Origin of the sequence: Pseudomonas sp. Irchel 3E20 (assembly GCF_900187645.1) — a bacterium.
Classification (GTDB): domain Bacteria; phylum Pseudomonadota; class Gammaproteobacteria; order Pseudomonadales; family Pseudomonadaceae; genus Aquipseudomonas.
Map to the genome: position 1 here is coordinate 77,686 of NZ_FYEE01000001.1, position 19,942 is coordinate 97,627.

18 protein-coding genes are annotated in these 19,942 nt (G+C 60.8%); 9 read left to right on the forward strand and 9 right to left on the reverse strand.

The annotated features are described in order from the left end of the window. Positions 1-93: 93 nt before the first annotated feature. The 6 genes from CKW13_RS00305 to CKW13_RS00330 all read right to left on the reverse strand — a co-directional run bounded on the left by CKW13_RS00305 (position 94) and on the right by CKW13_RS00330 (position 8,159). Positions 94-366: a hypothetical protein gene (locus CKW13_RS00305; protein WP_095105846.1), complete on the reverse strand. Its 273-nt coding sequence runs from the start codon at positions 364-366 to the stop codon at positions 94-96. 190 nt (positions 367-556) lie between these two features. Beyond that, complete coding sequence (locus tag CKW13_RS00310; protein ID WP_095105847.1) at positions 557-3,367, reverse strand: FAD-binding and (Fe-S)-binding domain-containing protein; 2,811 nt, start codon at positions 3,365-3,367, stop codon at positions 557-559. Next, positions 3,364-4,035 (reverse strand): lactate utilization protein, encoded by a 672-nt coding sequence (locus tag CKW13_RS00315; RefSeq protein WP_095105849.1) that lies wholly within the window; start codon positions 4,033-4,035, stop codon positions 3,364-3,366. Before CKW13_RS00315 ends, CKW13_RS00310 begins: the two co-directional genes overlap by 4 nt. Then, the gene (locus tag CKW13_RS00320) at positions 4,035-5,489 is read right to left on the reverse strand and encodes a LutB/LldF family L-lactate oxidation iron-sulfur protein (RefSeq protein WP_095105851.1); all 1,455 of its coding nucleotides are present in this window, start codon (positions 5,487-5,489) and stop codon (positions 4,035-4,037) included. The genes CKW13_RS00315 and CKW13_RS00320 overlap by 1 nt, the downstream gene beginning before the upstream one ends. Beyond that, positions 5,486-6,310 carry a (Fe-S)-binding protein gene (locus CKW13_RS00325; protein WP_095105852.1) on the reverse strand — a complete coding sequence of 275 codons (825 nt, stop codon included), beginning with the start codon at positions 6,308-6,310 and terminating at the stop codon, positions 5,486-5,488. Before CKW13_RS00325 ends, CKW13_RS00320 begins: the two co-directional genes overlap by 4 nt. A gap of 154 nt (positions 6,311-6,464) precedes the next feature. After that, positions 6,465-8,159: a lactate permease LctP family transporter gene (locus CKW13_RS00330; RefSeq protein ID WP_095105854.1), complete on the reverse strand. Its 1,695-nt coding sequence runs from the start codon at positions 8,157-8,159 to the stop codon at positions 6,465-6,467. 262 nt (positions 8,160-8,421) lie between these two features. On the opposite strand from CKW13_RS00330, the gene CKW13_RS00335 reads away from it, so the two are divergent. Next, complete coding sequence (locus tag CKW13_RS00335) at positions 8,422-9,192, forward strand: GntR family transcriptional regulator (RefSeq protein ID WP_095105856.1); 771 nt, start codon at positions 8,422-8,424, stop codon at positions 9,190-9,192. A 45-nt stretch (positions 9,193-9,237) separates the two neighbouring features. Here the strand turns inward: CKW13_RS00335 and smpB are convergent, their stop codons facing one another. Next, complete coding sequence (gene smpB, locus CKW13_RS00340) at positions 9,238-9,720, reverse strand: SsrA-binding protein SmpB (protein ID WP_095105858.1); 483 nt, start codon at positions 9,718-9,720, stop codon at positions 9,238-9,240. 115 nt (positions 9,721-9,835) lie between these two features. On the opposite strand from smpB, the gene CKW13_RS00345 reads away from it, so the two are divergent. From CKW13_RS00345 to CKW13_RS00355, 3 genes are read left to right on the forward strand one after another with little or no spacing between them, the layout of a single operon-like run. Continuing rightward, positions 9,836-11,239: a sodium-dependent transporter gene (locus tag CKW13_RS00345; protein ID WP_095105860.1), complete on the forward strand. Its 1,404-nt coding sequence runs from the start codon at positions 9,836-9,838 to the stop codon at positions 11,237-11,239. A gap of 7 nt (positions 11,240-11,246) precedes the next feature. After that, positions 11,247-11,681 (forward strand): type II toxin-antitoxin system RatA family toxin, encoded by a 435-nt coding sequence (locus CKW13_RS00350; RefSeq protein WP_095105862.1) that lies wholly within the window; start codon positions 11,247-11,249, stop codon positions 11,679-11,681. Beyond that, positions 11,674-11,988, forward strand: coding sequence for an RnfH family protein (locus tag CKW13_RS00355; protein ID WP_095105864.1), 315 nt, complete (start codon positions 11,674-11,676; stop codon positions 11,986-11,988). The genes CKW13_RS00350 and CKW13_RS00355 overlap by 8 nt, the downstream gene beginning before the upstream one ends. A 55-nt stretch (positions 11,989-12,043) precedes the next feature. Here the strand turns inward: CKW13_RS00355 and CKW13_RS00360 are convergent, their stop codons facing one another. Further along, on the reverse strand, positions 12,044-12,571 hold the full coding sequence (locus CKW13_RS00360; protein WP_095105866.1) for an outer membrane protein assembly factor BamE: 528 nt from the start codon (positions 12,569-12,571) through the stop codon (positions 12,044-12,046). 97 nt (positions 12,572-12,668) lie between these two features. Here CKW13_RS00360 and fur point away from each other — a divergent pair, with 97 nt between their 5' ends. Then, positions 12,669-13,073, forward strand: a complete 405-nt coding sequence (gene fur, locus CKW13_RS00365; protein WP_003197684.1) for a ferric iron uptake transcriptional regulator — start codon at positions 12,669-12,671, stop codon at positions 13,071-13,073. Between the two features lie 72 nt (positions 13,074-13,145). Here the strand turns inward: fur and recN are convergent, their stop codons facing one another. Continuing rightward, positions 13,146-14,819, reverse strand: a complete 1,674-nt coding sequence (recN, locus tag CKW13_RS00370) for a DNA repair protein RecN (protein ID WP_095105868.1) — start codon at positions 14,817-14,819, stop codon at positions 13,146-13,148. A 248-nt stretch (positions 14,820-15,067) separates the two neighbouring features. On the opposite strand from recN, the gene grpE reads away from it, so the two are divergent. From grpE to dapB, 4 genes are all read left to right on the forward strand, one after another. Then, complete coding sequence (gene grpE, locus CKW13_RS00375; protein WP_095105870.1) at positions 15,068-15,637, forward strand: nucleotide exchange factor GrpE; 570 nt, start codon at positions 15,068-15,070, stop codon at positions 15,635-15,637. Between the two features lie 102 nt (positions 15,638-15,739). After that, on the forward strand, positions 15,740-17,659 hold the full coding sequence (gene dnaK / locus CKW13_RS00380) for a molecular chaperone DnaK (protein WP_095105872.1): 1,920 nt from the start codon (positions 15,740-15,742) through the stop codon (positions 17,657-17,659). A gap of 323 nt (positions 17,660-17,982) precedes the next feature. Continuing rightward, entirely contained in the window at positions 17,983-19,107 is a 1,125-nt protein-coding gene (dnaJ, locus tag CKW13_RS00385; RefSeq protein ID WP_095105874.1) for a molecular chaperone DnaJ, read from the forward strand. Positions 19,108-19,117: 10 nt separating this feature from the next. Continuing rightward, positions 19,118-19,924, forward strand: a complete 807-nt coding sequence (gene dapB / locus CKW13_RS00390) for a 4-hydroxy-tetrahydrodipicolinate reductase (RefSeq protein ID WP_095105876.1) — start codon at positions 19,118-19,120, stop codon at positions 19,922-19,924. Positions 19,925-19,942: the final 18 nt, after the last annotated feature.

The window sequence follows — 19,942 nt, forward strand, 5'->3', positions numbered from 1 at the left end:
GCCCTGTGGATCTGTTAGGGCAGCAAGTAGCGGCAGTGTACGCCAACGCGGGACAGAAGGCCAACCCGAAGGTTGGCCTAGAGCGTGCCGGGCTTATTTACCGCCCTTGTTGTTGTTGGCAATTTCCTGGATCGCCTGGGTGGTGAGCGAAATGCACTCATCCTTGTTGCCGGCAGCTTGAGCTGCCTTAGCCTCGCTTTCGGCTTTGTCGATGGTGTTTTTCAGGTCTTCGGGCATTTCGCCGGTACTGACCTTGGCATCGCTGATTTTCTGCAGGTTGATCGCGCACAAATCTTCGGCAGCAAACACCGGTGAGGCCAGCATCGCAGCAGTAATGAACAGTCCAGCCAGTGCGGAACGCTTCATGGGTATCTCCTTGAGCTGAGGGTCTCGGTGCTGCCGATGGGGGCGGTCAGCCGAGTTGGTATAGGCCCCTGTCAAAGGGGTCTAAGCAAGTGACTATAGACATGCTCAGGAATTCGTTTTTTTTTCGCGTGGGTCAAAGCGCTTTAGGAGAGAGCCGCCCCGGCCCTCTCCCAACGTTTTTGGCGGTGGGTCAGGTTGCCCGCGGCTGGGTGACACGGTCCACCAGGTAGACCAAACCGTGGTAGTCGATGCCGCCGTGCAGGCTCAGGCCGATTTCGCAGGTGCGGCTGGTGGAGATGCCTTCGTCGCAGTGCTGTACGGCGTCCTTGAGGCTGCGTAGGGCGTGGGCGTTGAGTTCGGGGGTGGTGAAGCCCTTGTCGCCGGCGAAGCCGCAGCAGTGGATGCCCTCGGGGATGACCACGTTGTTACTGCACCGGCGCGCCAGGTCGATCAGCGCCTGGCTTTCGCCCAGGTGCTGGGTGCTGCAGGTGACATGCACGGCGATGGGGGCGTCCTGGGGGGTGAAGTCCAGGCGTTCCATCAGGTGAGTGCGGATGAAGCGCACCGGGTCGTAGAGGTCCAGGCGTGTGTCGCCCAGGTCTTGGATCAGGCGCAGGGTGCAGGGGCTGGTGTCGCAGTAGATCGGGTCGAGGCCGCCACGGCTGGCGTGCAGTAACGCGCCGATGAGTTCCTGGCGCTTGTGCTCGGCCTGTTCGGCGTAGCCCTTGGAGGCGAAAGGTTGGCCGCAGCACAGGCTGTCCTGGTTTTCGGGGGCGACCACTTGGTAGCCGGCCTTTTCCAGCAGGCCTCGGGTCTTGTCGTACAGCGACATTTGCTCGCGGTCGCTCGCCGCCGGGCCCATCACCCGCGACACGCAGGCCGCCAGGTACACCACCCGCGGCCGCGCATCGGTGAGTGGCGGGCTGAAGCGCACCGCCCGTTCCGGTTGGGGCATGGCACCGCTCCATTGCGGCACTTTGCCTTTGGACAGCCGCGTCAGCGCCGCCGAGAACTTCGCCAGGCGCGGCGCCCCCAGCAGCATGCGCGCGCCGTTGGCGGCATGCAGGGTGAAGCGCACGCCTTGTAGGGTCGTGGCGAAGTGATTGCCCAGCCAATCGGCGGTCTTGCCGTGATCGGCATCGCGGGCGCGCAGCTTTTTCACCAGGTCGCCGGTGTTGATGCCCACCGGGCAGCGTTGCGCGCACAAACCGGTGGCGGCGCAAGTGTCGAGGCCGTGGTAGCGGTAGGCCGCTTCCAGCTCCGTGGTGTCGACGCCGGCGCGCTTTTTCGCCTGGATATCGCGCCAAATGACGATGCGTTGGCGCGGGCTGAGGGTCAGCCCTTTGGACGGGCACACTGGCTCGCAGAAGCCGCACTCGATGCACTTATCCACAAGCTCGTCGGCCGCCGGTAGCGGTTTGAGGTGCTTGAGGTGGATTTGCGGATCGTCGCTGAGCACCACGTCCGGGTTGAGGATGGCGTGGGGGTCGAGCAGGCGTTTGAGTTGCCACATCAGTTGATAGGCGTCGCTGCCCCATTCCAGCTCGACGAACGGCGCCATGTTGCGCCCGGTGCCGTGTTCGGCCTTGAGTGAGCCGCCGAATTCCACGGCCACCAGTTGCGCCACGTCGTCCATAAAGGCCTGGTAGCGGGCCACTTCCTCGGCGCTGTTAAAACCCTGGGTGAAGACGAAGTGCAGGTTGCCCTCCAGGGCATGGCCAAACAGGATCGCCTCGTCGTAGTGGTGTTTGTCGAACAGCTCGATCAGGCGATTCACGCCGATGGCCAGTTGTTCCACCGGGAAGGTCACGTCTTCGATGATGACCGTGGTGCCGGTTTTACGCACCGCGCCGACGGCGGGGAAGGTGTCTTTGCGGATGGCCCACAGGCGAGCGTTTTCCACCGGGTCTTCAGTGAAATCGACTTGCTTCTCCACGGCGAAACCGGCCAGGGAGGCCATGATCTGCGCCAGCTGCTCGTGGAGCAGGGTAGAGGACGCGGCGCGCGATTCGATCAGCAGCGCGCAGGCGTTGGCCGACAGTTGCTGCACGAACGCCGGCATGCCGGGCTTGTCCTGCACTGAGCGCAGGCTGCGGCGGTCGAGCAGCTCCACCGCCGAAACCGGTTGCTGCTTGAGCACGGTGACGGCGTTGCAGCAGGTCTCCACATCGGGGAACACGATCAGCGCCGAGGCCTTGTTCGGGTGGTCGACTACGGTGTCGTAGGTCACCGCGCTGATAAAGCCCAGGGTGCCTTCGGAACCCACCAGCAGGTGGCTCAAGATATCCACAGGCTCGTCGAAATCCACCAGGGCATTGAGGGACAGGCCGGTGGTGTTCTTGAGGCGGTATTTGTGGCGGATCTTGGCCGCCAGTTGCGGGTTGGCGCGGGTCTCGCGGCCCAGGGTGGCCAGGCGTTCGAGCAGTTCGGCGTGGCTATGGCGGAACGCGGCGACGCTGTTGGCGTCCTCGGTGTCGAGGCGGCTGCCGTCGGCCAGCACCAGGCGAATGCCGGCCAGGGTGTGGTAGGTGTTTTGCGCGGTGCCACAGCACATGCCGCTGGCGTTGTTGGCGACGATGCCGCCGATCTTGCAAGCGTTGATCGACGCCGGGTCCGGGCCGATCTTGCGCCCGTAGGGTGCCAGCCAGGCGTTGGCCTGGGCGCCGATCACCCCTGGTTGCAGGCGGATTTGCGTGCCTTGGCCACGGATCTCGCGGCCATTCCAGTTATCCCCCAGCACGATCAGCACCGAGGCGCTGATGGCTTGGCCCGAGAGGCTGGTGCCGGCCGCGCGGAAGGTCACCGGCACTTGGTCACGGCGCGCCAATTGCAGCAGGGCGACCACTTCGTCTTCGGACTCGACGCGCACCACCAGTTTGGGGATCAAGCGATAGAAACTGGCGTCGGTGCCGAAGGCCAGGGTGGAGAGCGGGTCGTCGAAGCGGCGCTCAGGCGGGATCAGTTGCTGCGCATCGCGCAGGAAAGCGGCCGGTAGGCTCATTGGTCCTCCAGGATCAGTACCACCAGGTCTTTGGGGCCATGGGCGCCGTAGGCCAGTACTTGTTCGATGTCAGCGGTTTTCGACGGGCCGGAGACCAGTAGCGCATTGGTCGGCATGCCGGCGGCCCAGTTGAATTCGCGTTGTACCTGATAGAAGTTGTCGCGGATTTGGCTGGCCTTGAGCAGGGCGAAATGCACCGGCGGCACCAGGCTCATCAACCGCGGTTCTTCGCGGGTGGGCCACAGGATCAGGCTACCGGTGGCGGCAATCGCCCCCAGGGTGGAGGTGAGGCTGGCCGGGGTGTTGTTGAACAGTTCGGCTTTCCACGCTTCCACCGGGCGGTCGTAGGCCTTGAGGGTCGGCAGCCCCGGGTTTTGCGCCCAGTGCGCGGTCACGCGCTGGCCATGGGGCGTAGTCGGGGCGATCAGCAGGCTGGGCAACTGGCGGTTGTGCAGCAGGCGCGCCAGCAGCGTGGGCCAATCCTGCTCGGTGCTGAGGTGGATTTCGGTGTGCACCGCTTCCATCAACTTGCGCAACTGCGGGATGCGCTGCTCCGGCGCGTAGGTGTAGGGCTCGGTCACCAGGGCTTCGTCGAAGTTGTCGGCCACAGGCGTGGTGCCGGTGAGGCTGTGGCGTAACTTGGCGAGGATGTTCTGTTTGGCGCTCATCAACGGTCTCCCTGCTTGGCCAGGTGTTCGCGGGCCAGGTCGTGCAGTGAACGGGCGGCGGGTTTCGGCGCGCTGTGGTTTTGCGTCCAGGGGCCGACGTTGGCGGGCACCAGGGCACGCAGGCGCGTGGCGCCGAAGCTGAACAAGCGGTACAGGGCCGGTGAGCTGTGCAGCCGCGCCCAGGTGTTCCAGATAAAGCGTTCCTTGCGCGAATACTTGCTGCCCTGGCCGCGCATCACTTGCCCGGGGGCGTTCGGGGCCTTGACGTTTTCTTCGCGCAGGCGCCGCAGTAGCGCCGGGATCGGGATCTTCACCGGGCACACTTCGCCGCAGGCGCCGCACAGCGACGAGGCGCTGGGGTGGTCGGGGACTTTCGCCAGGCCGACCATGTGCGGAGTGATGATCTTGCCGATCGGGCCGGGGTAGACCTCGCCATAGGCGTGGCCGCCGATGCGGGTGTACACCGGGCAGTGGTTCATGCACGCGCCGCAGCGGATGCAGTTGAGGGTCTGGCGCAGTTCGCTGTCGGCAAAGGCCTGGCTGCGGCCGTTGTCCAGCAGCACCAGGTGCACTTCTTGCGGGCCGTCCAGTTCGTGGGCCTGGCGCGTGCCGGAGATCATGTTGACGTAGGTGGTGATCGGCTGGCCCAGGGCCGAGCGGGTCAACAGCGACAGCAGCGGCACTACGTCGCGCAGGTTTTCCACGACTTTTTCGATACCGGTCACGGCAATGTGCACGGGCGGCACGGTGGTGGACATGCGGCCGTTGCCTTCGTTTTCCACCAGCAGCAGGGTGCCGGTTTCGGCCACGGCGAAGTTGACGCCGGAGACGCCGATGTCCGCTTCGAAGAACTTCTGGCGCAAGACCTTGCGCCCGATCTGAATAAGTTGGTCAACGTCCTTGGTGTATTCCACGCCAAGTTTGTCGTGGAACAAGGACGCGACCTGACCGGCGTTCTTGTGGATCGCCGGCATAATGATGTGGGAAGGCTTCTCGTGGTCGAGCTGGACGATGAACTCGCCCATGTCCGATTCCAGGCATTCAATGCCCTGTTCAGCCAAGACATGGTTCATTTCCATTTCTTCGCTGACCATCGATTTGCCCTTGATCACTTGCCGCGCCTCGTGAGCGCGGATGATCGAGAGAACGAGGTCGTTGGCCTCGTCCACCGTTTCCGCCCAGTGCACTGTCACACCGTTGCGGGTCAGGTTCTGTTCCAGTTGCTCGAGCAAATCGGGCAACTTGGACAATGCCCGGGCGCGGATCGCGTTGCCCAGGGCGCGTAAGTGTTCGCGTTCGTGGGCATCGCTGAACGAGGCCGCACGCTTGTGCATCAGTGAGTCCATGGCGCTGCGAAAATTGCCGCGCAGTTGCGCATCGCCCAGGGCCTGGTGGGCCCTTGCGCGAAAATCCTCTTCCACGGCGACGGTGGGGATCAGTGTTGGCGCGCTCATTGGCCACCTCCGGTGCGTTGCCAGAGGAAACTCGCCAGGTGTTGCCCGCGCAGCGCCGCTTGCTGTTTTTCCAGCGCGCCGTTGATGTTCATCAGGCAACCGCAATCGGCGCTGAGCACCTGGTGCGCGCCGGACTCCTGCAAGGCGCGGGTCTTGTCCGCGACCATGGCGCCGCTGATGTCTGGCATCCGCACGCTGAAAGTCCCGCCAAAGCCACAGCACTCGCTTTCGTGGCTGTGTTCTACCCGTTCCACATTGCCCAGTTGCGCCAACAGCGCGCGCCCGTGCAGGTGGGTGTTCATTTCCCGGCGTGCCGAGCACGAGGTGTGCAGCGCCACTTTCACCGGCTCGCCGCTGTCCGTGAGGCGCACCTTGCAGACGAACAGCAGGAACTCCGCCAGTTCATAAGTGCGCGCTGCCAGGGCTTGCACTTGTTCAAGGGTGTCCGGCTCGTCCTTGAACAGGTCGGCATAGTGTTCGCGCAGCATCCCGGCGCAGGAACCCGACGGCACCACCACCGGGTAATCCCCGGCAAACAGCGCCAGTTGCGCCCGTGCCACTTGCCGCGCCTGCTCGGTGTAACCCGAGGTATAGGCCGGTTGCCCGCAGCAGCTTTGCCCTTGCGGGTACTCGACGCGAATGCCTTCGCGTTCAAGCAGGTGGATCGCGTCCATCCCGGCCTCGGGGTAGAACAGATCCACCACACAGGTGCCGAACAGGTAGACCCGCGCCGGTTTCTCGCTAGGGTACTGGCGTGGTTCGGCCGGGGGCGGGGCGACGCGTGTCGCGTTCGGCACGGCGTTGTAGAAAAGATCGCTCATCAGGCGTGTCTCCGGGGGGGCCCGGTTATCCGTCTGGCGCAGCCGCTGAAAGATAGAGGGTCAAGCTTTCAGCAGCCTTGCAGACCGGGTTGTGAATTGCTGACGCCGGGAGCGCTGCCCGGCGTCGTTCTTGCTTACCCTAAGCGCGGTGCGCTTAGTGCACCAGCATGCCCGTGAACCAGTACGCCTGGGCCAGGGTAATCAGGCCGACGATGGTGGCGAAGAACAGGCTGTGTTTGAGGGTGAAGCGGAACAGATCCGACTCTTTGCCCACCAGGCCGGTGGCGGCGCAGGCAACGGCGATGGACTGCGGCGAAATCATCTTGCCGGTCACGCCGCCGCTGGTGTTGGCGGCTACCAGCAAGGTGTCGCTGACGCCGATCTGATGCGCGGTGGTGGCCTGCAACGAGCTGAACAGCGCGTTGGAGGAGGTATCGGAACCGGTGAGGAACACGCCCAGCCAACCGAGGAACGGCGAGAAGAACGGGAACGCGGCGCCTGTACCGGCCAGCACCAAGGCCATGGTCGAAGACATGCCGGAGTAGTTGGTCACGAACGCGAAGGCCAGCACCATGCCGATGGACAGGATCGGCCAGCGCAGTTCGTAGAAGGTTTCTTTCAAAGTGGTAAGACCAGTTTTGAAATTGATCTTCAGCACCAGCATCGAAATCAACGCGGAGAAGAAAATCGCCGTGCCGGTCGCGGAAATCGGGTCGAGCTTGAACACCGCCGGGAGGGCGGTCGGCGCGGCCACGATGGGCGCAACCTTGACCACCATCTGGTCCAGGTGCGGGATGGCGAAGTTGAACACCCAGCTGTACATCGAACCGCCGGCGGCAAACATGGCCTTGAAGGGTTTCAGGGTCCAGATCGTAACGAGCACGGTGAGGATCAGGAACGGCGACCATGCCTTGAAGATTTCTCCCAGGCTGTAGGGCGATGCCACGGTGCTGCGCTTCTGGCCGAAACCACCGGCGCTGGCGGTGACGGCGACACTGGAGGTGGCGCCAGCGATCTGTGCGCCTGCGGTGCGCTTGGGCTGCCAGACTTTCAGGAATAGTGTCAGGGAGATCAGGCTGGCCAGGGCCGAAGTGATGTCCGGCAGTTCCGGGCCAATGAAGTTGGACGTGAAGTACTGGGTGATGGCGAAGCTCAAGCCAGCCACCAGGGCGGCAGGCCAGGTCTCTTTGACGCCGCGCAGGCCGTCCATCATGAACACCAGCCAGAACGGCACGAACAGCGACAGCAGCGGGAGCTGGCGGCCGGTCATGGCGCCGATCTTGAACGCGTCGATGCCCGTTACCTGGCCGGCGACGATGATCGGAATCCCCAGGGCGCCGAAGGCCACGGGTGCGGTGTTGGCGATCAGGCACAGGCCCGCCGCGTACAACGGGTTGAAGCCTAGGCCCACCAGCAATGCCGCGGTGATGGCCACCGGCGCACCGAAACCGGCCGCGCCTTCGAGGAACGCGCCGAAGCAGAAGCCGATCAACAGCACTTGCAGGCGTTGGTCATCGGTGATCGACAGCACGGAGCTGCGGATCACTTCAAACTGGCCGCTCTTGACCGTGAGTTTGTAGAGGAACACCGCCGCGACGATGATCCACGCGATGGGCCACAAGCCATAGGCAAAACCATAACCGGCGGCGGCAAACGCCATGTCGACCGGCATCTGGAACGCGAAGATCGCCACCAGGATCGACAGCGCCAAGGTGATGCTGCCGGCGACGTGTCCTTTGAGGCGGAACACGGCCAGGGCCAGGAAGAAGAAAACGATGGGAATCACGGCCGCGAGGGCGGACAGCCCGAGGCTGCCAAGCGGACTGTACAGCTGTTGCCAGGTTTGCATATGGGGTGGCCCCTAATTGTTGTTGGTCAGGCACTGATTAGCGGCATTGGATAATTGGTCATACCAATTTACAATGGCTAGGCGCTAGGTTAAAAGCCTTATGCTGGGCGTGTCAATTTGTCGCCCTAAAACTTTTGTCCAATGCCGGCCCGCACGGGCGTCTGCACGGGTAAATCAGAGGGTGTCTGCCAGGTGTCGGCGCCGCGCCAATAGGCCAGAATAGACACCCCGGCGAGTGGTCGGGATCGTGGAGAAGTGAGTTATGGGGTTTGATCAGATTCGTCAGCGCCGTTTGTCTGACGATATTGTCGAGCAGCTTGAGGAGATGATTCTGGAGGGCACGCTCAAGTCCGGCGAGCGATTGCCGGCCGAGCGCGCATTGGCCGAGCAATTTGGCGTGTCGCGCCCGTCGTTGCGTGAGGCAATCCAGAAGTTGTCGGCCAAGGGCTTGCTGGTCAGTCGCCAGGGTGGTGGCAATTATGTGGTTGATTCCCTGGGCTCGACGTTCAGTGACCCGTTACTGCATTTGTTGGAGAGCAACCCCGAAGCTCAGCGCGATCTCCTGGAATTTCGCCACACTTTGGAGGCTTCTTGCGCCTATTACGCAGCATTGCGTGCCACCCAAGTTGACCGCGAGCGCCTGACGGGCGCGTTTGAAGAGCTACAGAATTGCTACGCCCGGTGCGACGATGTCAGCCGTTTGGAGGAGGGGGCGGCGGATGCAAAATTCCATCTGGCGATTGCCGAGGCCAGCCATAACGCGGTGTTGCTGCACACCATCCGCGGGCTGTTCGACCTGCTCAAGCGCAACGTAGTGACCAACATCGGCGGCATGTACAAGCAGCGTACAGAAACCCGCGACATGCTGATTAGCCAGCACCGGGAGCTGTACCTGGCGATTATTGAAGGGCGAGCCGAAGACGCGCGCGAGGTGTCGAGCCGCCACATCCTGTATGTGCAGGAAGTGTTGGAAGAGGTGCGTCAGGAAGTACAGCGCATGGCTCGGGCCGAGCGGCGCAAGGGAATGGAGTGACGGCTACCGCGGGTTGCCCGCGATAGCCGGCTCAGGCCAGGAGAATCAGTCTTCCTTGCCTTTGTTGCGCACCGCGCGCTGCAATTCGCGATTGGAATCGCGTTCGCGCTCGGTATCACGCTTGTCGTATTCCTTCTTGCCTTTGCCCAGGGCTATTTCGCACTTGACCAGGTGCTTGCTCCAGTACCACGACAGGCACACGCAGGCGTAGCCTTTCTGCTGCACGGCGGCGGCCAGCTTCTCCAGCTCGCGCGCGTTGAGCAGCAGCTTGCGCGTGCGTACCGGGTCGGCAATGACATGGGTGCTGGCGGTGGTCAGCGGCGTGATGTGGCTGCCCAGCAGCCAGGCTTCGCCATCCTTGAGCAGCACATAGCTGTCGACCAGTTGGAGCTTGCTCGCCCGCAGACTTTTTACTTCCCAGCCGGCCAGGACCAGACCAGCCTCGAACCGTTGTTCGATGAAGTAATCGTGACGCGCCTTTTTATTCTGCGCGATGGTCCCTGTTGGGTGTTTCTTCTGTTTAGCCATAGGGGCGGCATTATAGGCAGTTGCGCGCGAGTCGGCTACGGTGAAGCTGCGTGCTTGAGCACCTTGTGTGAATCCCGGACAATGCGGCCACTTTTTTTGACGCTGGACGTGTTGGATGTCGACAGACAAGGTTTCTGTCCATGGCGGTTGGGCCAGTCGCTGGGTGTTTATCTTCGCGGCAACGGGCGCGGCGGTAGGCCTGGGCAGTATCTGGAAATTCCCCTACATGGTCGGGGTGTACGGAGGCGGTGCCTTTGTCTTGGCCTTTCTGGCCTGTATCGCGTTGATCGGGGTTCCGGTGATGTTGGCCGAAACCCTTATCGGGCGCCGTGCGCGGCAGAGTCCGGCCAATGCCTTGAAGGTCTTGGCCCTTGAGGCGGGGCACAGTGCCCGTTGGTCCTGGGGCGCATTTGCCGGGATGATAACGGCGCTGCTGATTCTGTCCTTCTATAGCGTGGTGGGCGGTTGGTCCCTGGATTACATCATCGATATGGGCCGCGGTGATTTTCAGGGCGCGACGCCAGAGCAGGTGGGGACGCATTTCGCCGAGGTCATCGCCGATCCGTGGCGCCTGACGCTGTGGCACACGTTGTTTATGCTGCTCTCGGCCGTGGTCATCGCCAAGGGCGTGGTCGCGGGCCTGGAGCGCAGCCTGCGGATCATGATGCCGTTGCTGTTTGTGATGCTGGTGATTCTGCTGGTGTACAGCTTGACCACCGGGCATTTCATGGACGGTGTGCATTTTATGTTTGACTTTCGCCCGGAAAAACTCCTCGATGGTTTGTTGCCCGCCATGGGCCATGCGTTCTTTTCCCTGAGCGTGGGCGTTGGCTCGATCATGATTTACGGCGCCTATATGCCGAAACAATCTTCAATCTCGGCGACCATCGTTGGTGTTGCCTTGCTGGACACCTTTGTGTCGCTGCTGGCCGGGTTGGCGCTGTTCCCGATCGTATTCGCCGCGGGCTTGAACCCCAGCGAAGGGCCGGGGCTGATGTTTGTCAGCCTGCCGTTCGCCTTCGGCAATGTCCTGTTCGGCCAATTAATGGGGCTGGTGTTTTTCGTTCTCGTGGCGGTAGCGGCCTGGAGTTCGGCCATTTCCCTGCTCGAACCCATGGTGGCGTACCTGGTGGAGCGCAGCGGGGTTCGCCGTGGCTGGGTCACGTTCTGGCTGTCATTCAGTTGCTGGTTCGTCGGTTTGGGGACGGTGTTTTCTTTCAATATCTGGAAGCAGGCCAAGTTTTTCGTGAACGATGGCGCCGGCTTTCATCTCTACCAATGGGGTGCGGCAAATGGTCTGGACTTCTTTGGGGTGATCGATTTCTTTACATCGCGCATCATGTTGCCCCTTGGCGGACTCTGTTTCGTGATGTTTGCCGGGTGGGTGATGGGGCGCGAGGCCGTGCGTGATGAATTGTCGATGCGCAGCCCGGCCCTGTTTGCCCTGACCTTGTTTTTGATGCGCTATGTGGCGCCCATCGGCATCCTCGTAGTATTTGCCGCCCAGCTGTGGAAGTGACGCTGACATGACGACCCATATCCAACGTTCGGCCCTGTTGCCCTATCCGGCACAAGCCCTCTATGACCTGGTCAATGATGTGACGCGTTACCCGGAGTTTTTACCCTGGTGCTCGTCTGCCCAGGTGCTTGAAGCCAGTGACGAGCATATGCGCGCCAGTGTCGGCGTGGCTAAGGGCGGGCTCAGCCAGCACTTCGTCACCAAGAACACCCTGGTGCCGGGGCATTCGATTGAAATGAACCTGGAAGAAGGGCCGTTCAACCAGCTCCACGGCATCTGGGTGTTCAAGCCGCTGGGGGAGAAAGCCTGCAAGATCAGCCTGGACCTGTCTTTTGATTACGCCGGGCCCATCGTGCGTGCCACGCTGGGGCCTTTGTTCAATCAGGCGGCTAACACCCTGGTGGACGCGTTTTGCCAGCGCGCCAAGCAGATGCATGGTTGAGCCATTGATCGAGTACGAGGTGGTCTATGCCGAGCCCGAGCGTCAGGTTTTGCTCAAGGCTCGCGTTGCGCATGGCACGAGTGTGCGGGCAGCGTTGCGTGAGTCGGGTGTTGCGGCGCAGTTTCCGAAGTTGGATCTGGAGCATTGCCAAGTCGGGATCTTTGGCAAAGTGGTGGCAGACCCGCAGGCCCGCTTGATCGAGGAGGGCGATCGGATCGAAATTTATCGCCCGCTTCTGGCCGATCCTAAAGAGGTGCGACGCTTGAGGGCGGCCAAAGCTGCGCAGGCCAAGGCGATGGGGCTCTAGCTTTTTGGTGTGCAACAAAAAACCCGGCATGCCGGGTTTTTTGTTATCTGGCCGATTATTGCGGCGAGGTATCCAGTGGCTCTGGCGTCGGGACTGGAACAGTTTCTACACCGTCGACATCCTTCTGGATCTTATCCAGCAGAGAACCCGGCTTGACCGGTTTTTCTGGTTTTGCCTTCTCGGCGTTCTGCGCCGGATCGGTCACGGTCGTGGCGCTGTCTTTGCCCAGGATCGCTTCGTCACGGCTCACGCCCGGCATGAAGTCACCGGAAAGGCTCACGAGTTGATCGTTGGCGTTGAAGATAACGCTGACGCGCTCCTGTTGGCGCTCACCGCCTCCGGGCTGCAGGCTATACAAGTAATCCCAGCGATCGGCATGGAATGTGTCTGTCAGCAGAGGGTTGCCCATAATAAACCGTACTTGCCGGCGGGTCATTCCCGGGCGTAACTGGTCTATCATGTCCTGCGTGACGACATTGCCCTGCTGGATGTCGATTTTGTAAACCCCGGGGAATGAACAACCGGCGAGTGCGAGCAGTCCCACAAAGGTGAAACTGGTTAGCAAGAGCTTGGTGTTTTGCATCGGTGGGCGACTTCCACTATCTTGGCTGGGACAACGTAAACGCCGATCATACCCGTATTAAGAGAAGCTGCGAAGCAGCATCGCGAGAAAGCTGACCATGGTTGAAAATAGCGAACTACGTAAAGCCGGCCTTAAAGTGACCCTGCCACGGGTCAAAATTCTACAAATGCTCGATTCCGCCGAGCAGCGTCACATGAGTGCCGAAGATGTTTACAAGGCGCTGATGGAAGCTGGAGAGGATGTCGGTCTGGCCACGGTTTACCGTGTACTGACCCAATTCGAAGCGGCAGGCCTGGTGGTCCGTCATAACTTCGATGGCGGCCACGCGGTATTTGAACTCGATGACGGCAAGCATCACGACCATATGGTCAACGTCGAGACCAGTGAAGTCATCGAATTCTTCGACGAAGAAATCGAGAGGCTGCAAAAAGCCATCGTCGATAAGTACGGTTTCGAGATGGTTGACCACAATCTGGTGCTGTACGTACGCAAGAAAAAGTAAGCATGTCGCGCGGTGTTGTCCGCGAAACGAGCGAAGGCGACCCAAGGGTCGCCTTCGTGCTTTGTGGCGTACTCAGTTTTTTGCAGTGACTACCATTTTCTTGGCGTGAGCCAGGGATTCCTTGGTCAGGTCGATGCCGCCGAGCATCCGCGCAACTTCTTCTACGCGTTCATTTTTGCTTAGTTTGGATACGGCGGTGTGGGTCGCATCGTCGCCGCGCACCTTGTGGACAAATAGGTGCTGATGGCCCTGGGAGGCCACTTGTGGCAGGTGCGTCACTGTCAGCACCTGGCCGCGTTCACCCAGGCGCCGCAGCAATTGCCCGACGATTTCCGCCGTGGGGCCGCCGATACCCACGTCGACTTCATCGAACACCAGTGTCGGTACACGGGAGGTTTGGGCGGTAATCACCTGAATGGCCAGGCTGATCCGTGACAACTCCCCACCCGAGGCCACTTTAGCCAGGGCCTTGAGAGGCTGCCCGGGGTTGGCGCTGACCAGTAGTTCGACTTGCTCCAGGCCATGGGGCAACAGCTCGGTGCCGGTATTGGGTCGCAGTTCAATGATGAAGCGCCCACCGGGCATGCCCAGACGCTGGATTTCTGCTTCTACTGCGCACGCCAGGCCAGAGGCTGCACCTTGGCGTAGATCGCTCAGGTCGCGGGCTTTTTCTTGGTAGTGGCGGGCATAGGACGTCAGTTCTTCGCGCAACCGTTCGATAGATTCATCGTTGGCGTTCAGGGTTTCGATTTCATCCAGAAGTTTTTGCTGCATTTGCGCCACGTCTGCGGGCTGGATGCGGTGTTTGCGCGCCAGGGTGTAGATCGCGTCCAAGCGCTCCTCAAGGTACTGGAGGCGTGCCGGGTCGGCATCGAAATGATCGAGGAAACGATTGAGTTCGCCAACAGCCTCTTCCACTTGGATTTGTGCGCTGGTCAGCAGGCTGGTGGCCTCGCCCAGAGCGCCGCTGCTGTTGTTTACGCTGGAGAGACGGTTGAGGCTGGCGGTGAGTGCGTTGAGCACATTGCCGGAATCGCTTTCGCTGCATTGCTCCACGACCTGCCGGCAGATCCCCAGCACCGTCTCGGCGTTGGTCAGGTTTTTGTGTTCCTGCTCCAATTGCTCCAGTTCGTTCTCGCCAAGGCCCAGATTTTCCAGCTCTTCGAGTTGGTAGCTGAGCAGTTGATGGCGTGCACGCTGTTCGTCGCCGGAGTTGGAAAGGTGTTCCAGCTCTTGGCGGGTCTGGCGCCAGCGCTGGGCGGCAAGGTGTACCTGACGGGCCAGGTCGGTGGCGCCCGCGTATTCGTCGAGCAAGCGACGGTGGGTGTCGGTTTTCAGCAGGGATTGATGTTCATGCTGGCTATGAATGTCGATCAGCAGTTCGCCGAGGGCCTTGAGGTCGCCCAAAGGGCAGGGCGTGCCGTTGATGTAGCCGCGTGAGCGGCCTTCGGCGGTAATGACCCGGCGCAGGATGCAGGGGCCGTCGCAGTCCAGGTCGCGCTCGGCCAGCCAGGCGCTGGCTTCCGGGATGTCGCTCAGGTCGAAGGTTGCGAGGATGTCGGCTTTGTCCGCGCCTGGACGAACCACGCCGCTATCGGCGCGGTCGCCCAGAGTCAGGCCCAGGGCATCGAGCATGATCGATTTCCCGGCACCGGTTTCGCCTGTGATTACGCTCATCCCACGATCGAGTTCTAGATCGAGATGTTCAACGATGGCGTAGTTATGGACAGACAGGTGGACCAGCATAGGGAGGCTCCCGGGTGTTTTGTCTGGTTATTTATACAGTGTTTTGTTCGGGTGTGACAATCCCGGCGCTTAGCTCGTTTTTCTCGTTATCGACGCATCTTTAGTGCGAGTAGGAATTTGAATAGCCTGATATTTCGCAGGGAAATGGGTTTTGCCGGCCCGCGGCCCTTGAACCTGGAAAATGCGGCCCCATATACCGGGACAGAAGTGCGAGTCGAGCTCGCAGACGAAATTGAGAGGAGAAATCTATGGCTGACGAACAGACGCTGGATACGCAAAATCCAGATGCCAATCAGGCTTCCCAGGATTCCAACGAGGATCTCGGGGCTCGTGTGCAAGCGCTCGAGGAGCAACTGGCCGGTGCGCAGGATCAAACCAAGCGCACCGCCGCCGAGCTGCAGAATGTTCTGCGTCGCGCCGATCTGGATGTAGAAAAGGCCCACAAGTTTGCGCTGGAGAAGTTTGCGCGCGACCTGTTGCCGATCATCGACAGCCTGGAGCGTGGCCTGCAGTTGTCTAATCCGGACGACGAGAGCATCCGTCCGATGCGCGAAGGCATTGAGCTGACCCTGAAAATGTTCGAGGACACCCTCAAGCGTTATCAGTTGGAAGCCATCGACCCGCAGTGCGGCGAGCCGTTCAATGCCGATTGCCACCAGGCGATGTCGATTCAAGAGAATGCCGACCTTGAGCCTAACAGCGTGGTCGCCGCATTCCAGAAGGGTTACCAGCTCAACGGCCGCTTGTTGCGTCCGGCAATGGTCGTGGTCAGCAAGGCGCCTGCCGCTGTTGCACCCTCGATTGACGAGCAGGCTTGAAATTAGCCGTAAGGCCCCCATTTATAAGTCAAGCGTTTAAGTGCTACCGCAGATAGCCACCACTGCTGCGGCAACCAAATCCAAAGTTTCGGGAGAGTGAACATGGGCAAAATTATCGGTATCGACCTGGGGACCACCAACTCCTGCGTCTCCGTGCTGGAAAACGGCAAGGCTAAAGTTATTGAGAACGCCGAAGGCGCGCGCACCACGCCGTCGATCGTTGCCTACGCCAACGACGGTGAAATCCTGGTCGGCCAATCGGCCAAGCGTCAGGCCGTGACCAATCCGCACAACACCCTCTATGCGGTGAAGCGTCTGATCGGTCGTCGTTTCGACGAAGAAGTTGTACAGAAAGATATTCAGATGGTCCCTTACAAGATCGTCAAGGCTGACAACGCCGACGCCTGGGTTGAAGTGAACGGCCAGAAAATGGCACCGCCACAAATCTCGGCTGAAATCTTGAAAAAGATGAAGAAAACCGCTGAAGACTATCTTGGCGAAGCGGTGACCGAAGCGGTTATCACCGTTCCGGCGTACTTCAACGACAGCCAGCGTCAGGCCACTAAAGACGCCGGCCGCATCGCGGGCCTGGACGTTAAACGGATCATCAACGAGCCTACCGCGGCCGCTCTGGCCTACGGTATGGATAAGGCAAAAGGCGATCACACCGTGATCGTTTATGACCTGGGCGGCGGTACTTTCGACGTTTCCGTGATCGAAATCGCCGAAGTCGATGGCGAGCACCAATTCGAAGTACTGGCTACCAACGGCGACACGTTCCTGGGTGGTGAAGACTTTGACATTCGTCTGATCGACTACCTCGTCGACGAATTCAAGAAAGAAAGCGGCATGAACCTTAAAGGTGACCCGCTGGCGATGCAGCGCCTGAAAGAGGCTGCGGAAAAAGCCAAGATCGAGCTGTCTTCGAGCCAGTCGACCGACGTCAACCTGCCGTACATCACGGCAGACGCCACCGGTCCTAAGCACTTGAACGTGAAGATTTCTCGCGCCAAGTTGGAAGCCTTGGTCGAAGACCTGGTGCAGCGCACTATCGAGCCTTGCCGCATTGCTCTGAAAGACGCCGGTATCGACGTTGGTGCGATCAACGACGTGATCCTGGTCGGCGGCCAGACCCGTATGCCGTTGGTACAGAAACTGGTAACCGACTTCTTCGGCAAAGAAGCACGCAAGGACGTGAATCCGGACGAAGCCGTTGCCATGGGCGCTGCAATCCAGGGTGCGGTACTGGCCGGTGACGTGAAAGACGTGCTGCTGCTCGACGTCAGCCCGCTGACCCTGGGTATCGAAACCATGGGTGGCGTGATGACCGCGCTGATTGAGAAAAACACCACGATTCCTACCAAGAAATCGCAAGTGTTCTCGACGGCCGACGACAACCAGGGCGCAGTGACCATTCACGTGCTGCAAGGCGAGCGTAAGCAAGCGGCGCAGAACAAGTCGCTGGGCAAGTTCGACCTGGCCGAGATTCCGCCAGCACCCCGTGGCGTGCCGCAAATCGAAGTGACCTTCGACATCGACGCCAACGGCATCCTGCACGTAGGTGCCAAGGACAAGGCGACCGGCAAGACTCAGTCGATCGTCATCAAGGCCAACTCGGGTCTGTCCGAGGACGAGATTCAGCAAATGGTTCGTGATGCTGAAATCAACGCCGAAGAAGACCGTAAGTTTGAGGAGCTGGCCAGTGCCCGCAACCAGGGCGATGCGTTGGTTCACTCCACGCGCAAAATGATCGCTGACGCCGGCGACAAGGTGACTGACGAAGAGAAGACAGCCATCGAAGCGGCAGTGGTTGCCCTGGAAGCCGCCGTCAAAGGCGACGACAAGGCTGCCATCGAAGCCAAGGTTGAAGAACTGTCGAAGGTCTCTGCGCCAGTGGCCCAGAAGATGTACGCCGAACAAGCCAAGCCAGCTGATGGCGCGGCACAGCAAGGCGAGCCGGCGGCTGAAAAAGCTGACGACGTTGTCGACGCTGAGTTTGAAGAAGTAAAAGACCACAAGTAATTAGTTGTTGGTCGGCCGGTTAACTGCATTCAAGCGGTGGCTGGTAGGATGGCGCCGCGCGGGAGCTTGCTCCCGCGTTGGCGTGTCTGGAGCAAGTGAATTTTCACGGTATGCGACTTCGTTCGGATGCTGGCGGTGCGATCGGGAATGCTCCTGCTTTCCGGGCGGCAGTCATCGCGTTTTTGGCCGGGTTCCTGGCTGAAAAATCCAAAGACCAGGATCGTTGAATTGACGTGAGTTGGGTCCGGGCCTGTATTGGGGCTCAACGAGTTTGGCGAAGCTCAGGAGGGGTTTGCCGAACGTCCTTAAGAGTGCAAAGACTTATGGCAAAACGTGACTATTACGAAGTATTGGGTGTGGAGCGCGGCTCCAGCGAAGCGGAGCTGAAAAAGGCTTACCGCCGTCTGGCGATGAAGCACCACCCGGACCGTAATCCGGATAGCAAAGAATCCGAAGATCTGTTCAAAGAGGCCAACGAGGCCTATGAATGCCTGTGTGATCCCAACAAGCGCGCCGCGTATGACCAGTACGGCCATGCGGGCGTCGATCCGAGCATGGGCGGCGGCGGTGCTGGTTTTGGCGGCCAGAATTTCTCCGACATCTTCGGTGATGTGTTCAGCGATTTCTTTGGTGGCGCTCGCGGCGGTTCCCGTGGCGGCGCCCAGCGCGGCAGTGACCTGCGCTACACCCTGGAGCTGAACCTGGAAGAGGCGGTGCGCGGTACCACCGTCAACATCCGTGTGCCCACGCTGGTTAACTGCAAGCCATGCGACGGCTCGGGTGCGAAGAAAGGTTCTTCGCCAATCACCTGCCCGACCTGCGGCGGCATCGGCCAGGTTCGCATGCAGCAGGGTTTCTTCTCGGTGCAGCAGACCTGCCCGCGTTGCCATGGTCAGGGCAAGATCATTTCTGATCCGTGTGACTCCTGCCACGGCGAAGGCCGCGTCGAAGAGTACAAGACGTTGTCGGTCAAGGTGCCCGCGGGTGTCGATACCGGCGACCGCATCCGCCTCTCCGGCGAAGGCGAGGCGGGCGCCCAGGGCGGGCCGACGGGTGACCTGTATGTGGTCATCAATGTCTGCGAACACGCAATTTTCCAGCGCGACGGCAAGCACCTGTTCTGTGAAGTGCCGATCAGTTTTGTCGATGCGGCCCTGGGTGGCGAATTGGAGATCCCGACTCTTGACGGCCGGGTGAAGCTGAAAATCCCGGAAGGTACGCAAACCGGCAAGCAGTTCCGTGTGCGCGGCAAAGGCGTGGCGCCGGTGCGTGGTGGTGGCGCGGGTGACTTGATGTGCCGTGTCGCGGTCGAGACGCCGGTCAACCTGAGCCGCCGTCAGCGCGAATTGCTCGAAGAGCTGCGTAGTTCCCTTGCGGATGACAACACCCACTCGCCCAAAACCACAGGCTGGTTCGAAGGCGTGAAGCGCTTCTTCGGTGATCTGTAAGGAGCGGCGCATGCGACGTATAGCTGTAATGGGCGCTGCCGGGCGCATGGGCAAGAACCTGATCGAAGCGGTGCAGCAGCGCGCGCCACAGTGCGGCTTGACGGCCGCCATCGTGCGCCCGGGCGGTTCGCTGGTCGGCGCCGATGCTGGTGAGCTGGTTTCCCTTGGCCGCATCGGCGTACCACTGTGCGGCAACTTGGAAAGCGTGGTAGACGAATTCGACGTCCTGATCGACTTCACGCTGCCCTCGGTGATGCTGAAAAACCTGGAAGTCTGCCGTCAGGCAGGTAAAGCCATGGTGATCGGCACTACAGGCTTGGACGCAGCGCAGAAGCAAGTACTGGCCGAGGCGGGCAAGGACATTGCGATTGTGTTCGCCGCCAACTTCAGTGTTGGCGTCAACCTGTCGTTGAAGTTGCTCGACATGGCGGCGCGAGTCATGGGTGACGATGCGGATATCGAGATCATCGAAGCCCATCACCGGCATAAGATCGACGCGCCTTCAGGTACCGCGTTACGCATGGGCGAAGTGATCGCCGATGCGCTGGGGCGTGACCTTGCCAAGGTGGCGGTGTACGGCCGCGAAGGCCACACCGGCGAGCGCGAGCGCGAAACCATCGGTTTCGCCACGGTGCGTGGAGGTGATGTGGTGGGGGATCACACGGTGCTGTTCGCCACTGAGGGCGAGCGTCTGGAAATCACCCACAAGGCGTCGAGCCGTATGACCTTCGCCAAGGGCGCCGTACGTGCGGCGTTGTGGCTGCAAGGGCGCGAGGCTGGCCTATATGACATGCAGGATGTGCTCGAACTTCGTTGAGATGTAGCTAAAACGGGG

What these genes read in the sequence shown, in the direction of transcription:
- CKW13_RS00330 (WP_095105854.1), bottom strand. Translation starts at nt 8,159, where the DNA reads ATGCAAACCTGGCAACAGCTGTACAGTCCGCTTGGCAGCCTCGGGCTG.
- CKW13_RS00315 (WP_095105849.1), bottom strand. Translation starts at nt 4,035, where the DNA reads ATGAGCGCCAAACAGAACATCCTCGCCAAGTTACGCCACAGCCTCACC.
- CKW13_RS00350 (WP_095105862.1), top strand. Translation starts at nt 11,247, where the DNA reads ATGACGACCCATATCCAACGTTCGGCCCTGTTGCCCTATCCGGCACAA.
- fur (WP_003197684.1), top strand. Translation starts at nt 12,669, where the DNA reads ATGGTTGAAAATAGCGAACTACGTAAAGCCGGCCTTAAAGTGACCCTG.
- dnaJ (WP_095105874.1), top strand. Translation starts at nt 17,983, where the DNA reads ATGGCAAAACGTGACTATTACGAAGTATTGGGTGTGGAGCGCGGCTCC.
- dapB (WP_095105876.1), top strand. Translation starts at nt 19,118, where the DNA reads ATGCGACGTATAGCTGTAATGGGCGCTGCCGGGCGCATGGGCAAGAAC.
- CKW13_RS00355 (WP_095105864.1), top strand. Translation starts at nt 11,674, where the DNA reads ATGGTTGAGCCATTGATCGAGTACGAGGTGGTCTATGCCGAGCCCGAG.
- dnaK (WP_095105872.1), top strand. Translation starts at nt 15,740, where the DNA reads ATGGGCAAAATTATCGGTATCGACCTGGGGACCACCAACTCCTGCGTC.
- CKW13_RS00325 (WP_095105852.1), bottom strand. Translation starts at nt 6,310, where the DNA reads ATGAGCGATCTTTTCTACAACGCCGTGCCGAACGCGACACGCGTCGCC.
- CKW13_RS00345 (WP_095105860.1), top strand. Translation starts at nt 9,836, where the DNA reads ATGTCGACAGACAAGGTTTCTGTCCATGGCGGTTGGGCCAGTCGCTGG.
- grpE (WP_095105870.1), top strand. Translation starts at nt 15,068, where the DNA reads ATGGCTGACGAACAGACGCTGGATACGCAAAATCCAGATGCCAATCAG.
- recN (WP_095105868.1), bottom strand. Translation starts at nt 14,819, where the DNA reads ATGCTGGTCCACCTGTCTGTCCATAACTACGCCATCGTTGAACATCTC.
- CKW13_RS00335 (WP_095105856.1), top strand. Translation starts at nt 8,422, where the DNA reads ATGGGGTTTGATCAGATTCGTCAGCGCCGTTTGTCTGACGATATTGTC.
- smpB (WP_095105858.1), bottom strand. Translation starts at nt 9,720, where the DNA reads ATGGCTAAACAGAAGAAACACCCAACAGGGACCATCGCGCAGAATAAA.
- CKW13_RS00310 (WP_095105847.1), bottom strand. Translation starts at nt 3,367, where the DNA reads ATGAGCCTACCGGCCGCTTTCCTGCGCGATGCGCAGCAACTGATCCCG.
- CKW13_RS00320 (WP_095105851.1), bottom strand. Translation starts at nt 5,489, where the DNA reads ATGAGCGCGCCAACACTGATCCCCACCGTCGCCGTGGAAGAGGATTTT.
- CKW13_RS00360 (WP_095105866.1), bottom strand. Translation starts at nt 12,571, where the DNA reads ATGCAAAACACCAAGCTCTTGCTAACCAGTTTCACCTTTGTGGGACTG.
- CKW13_RS00305 (WP_095105846.1), bottom strand. Translation starts at nt 366, where the DNA reads ATGAAGCGTTCCGCACTGGCTGGACTGTTCATTACTGCTGCGATGCTG.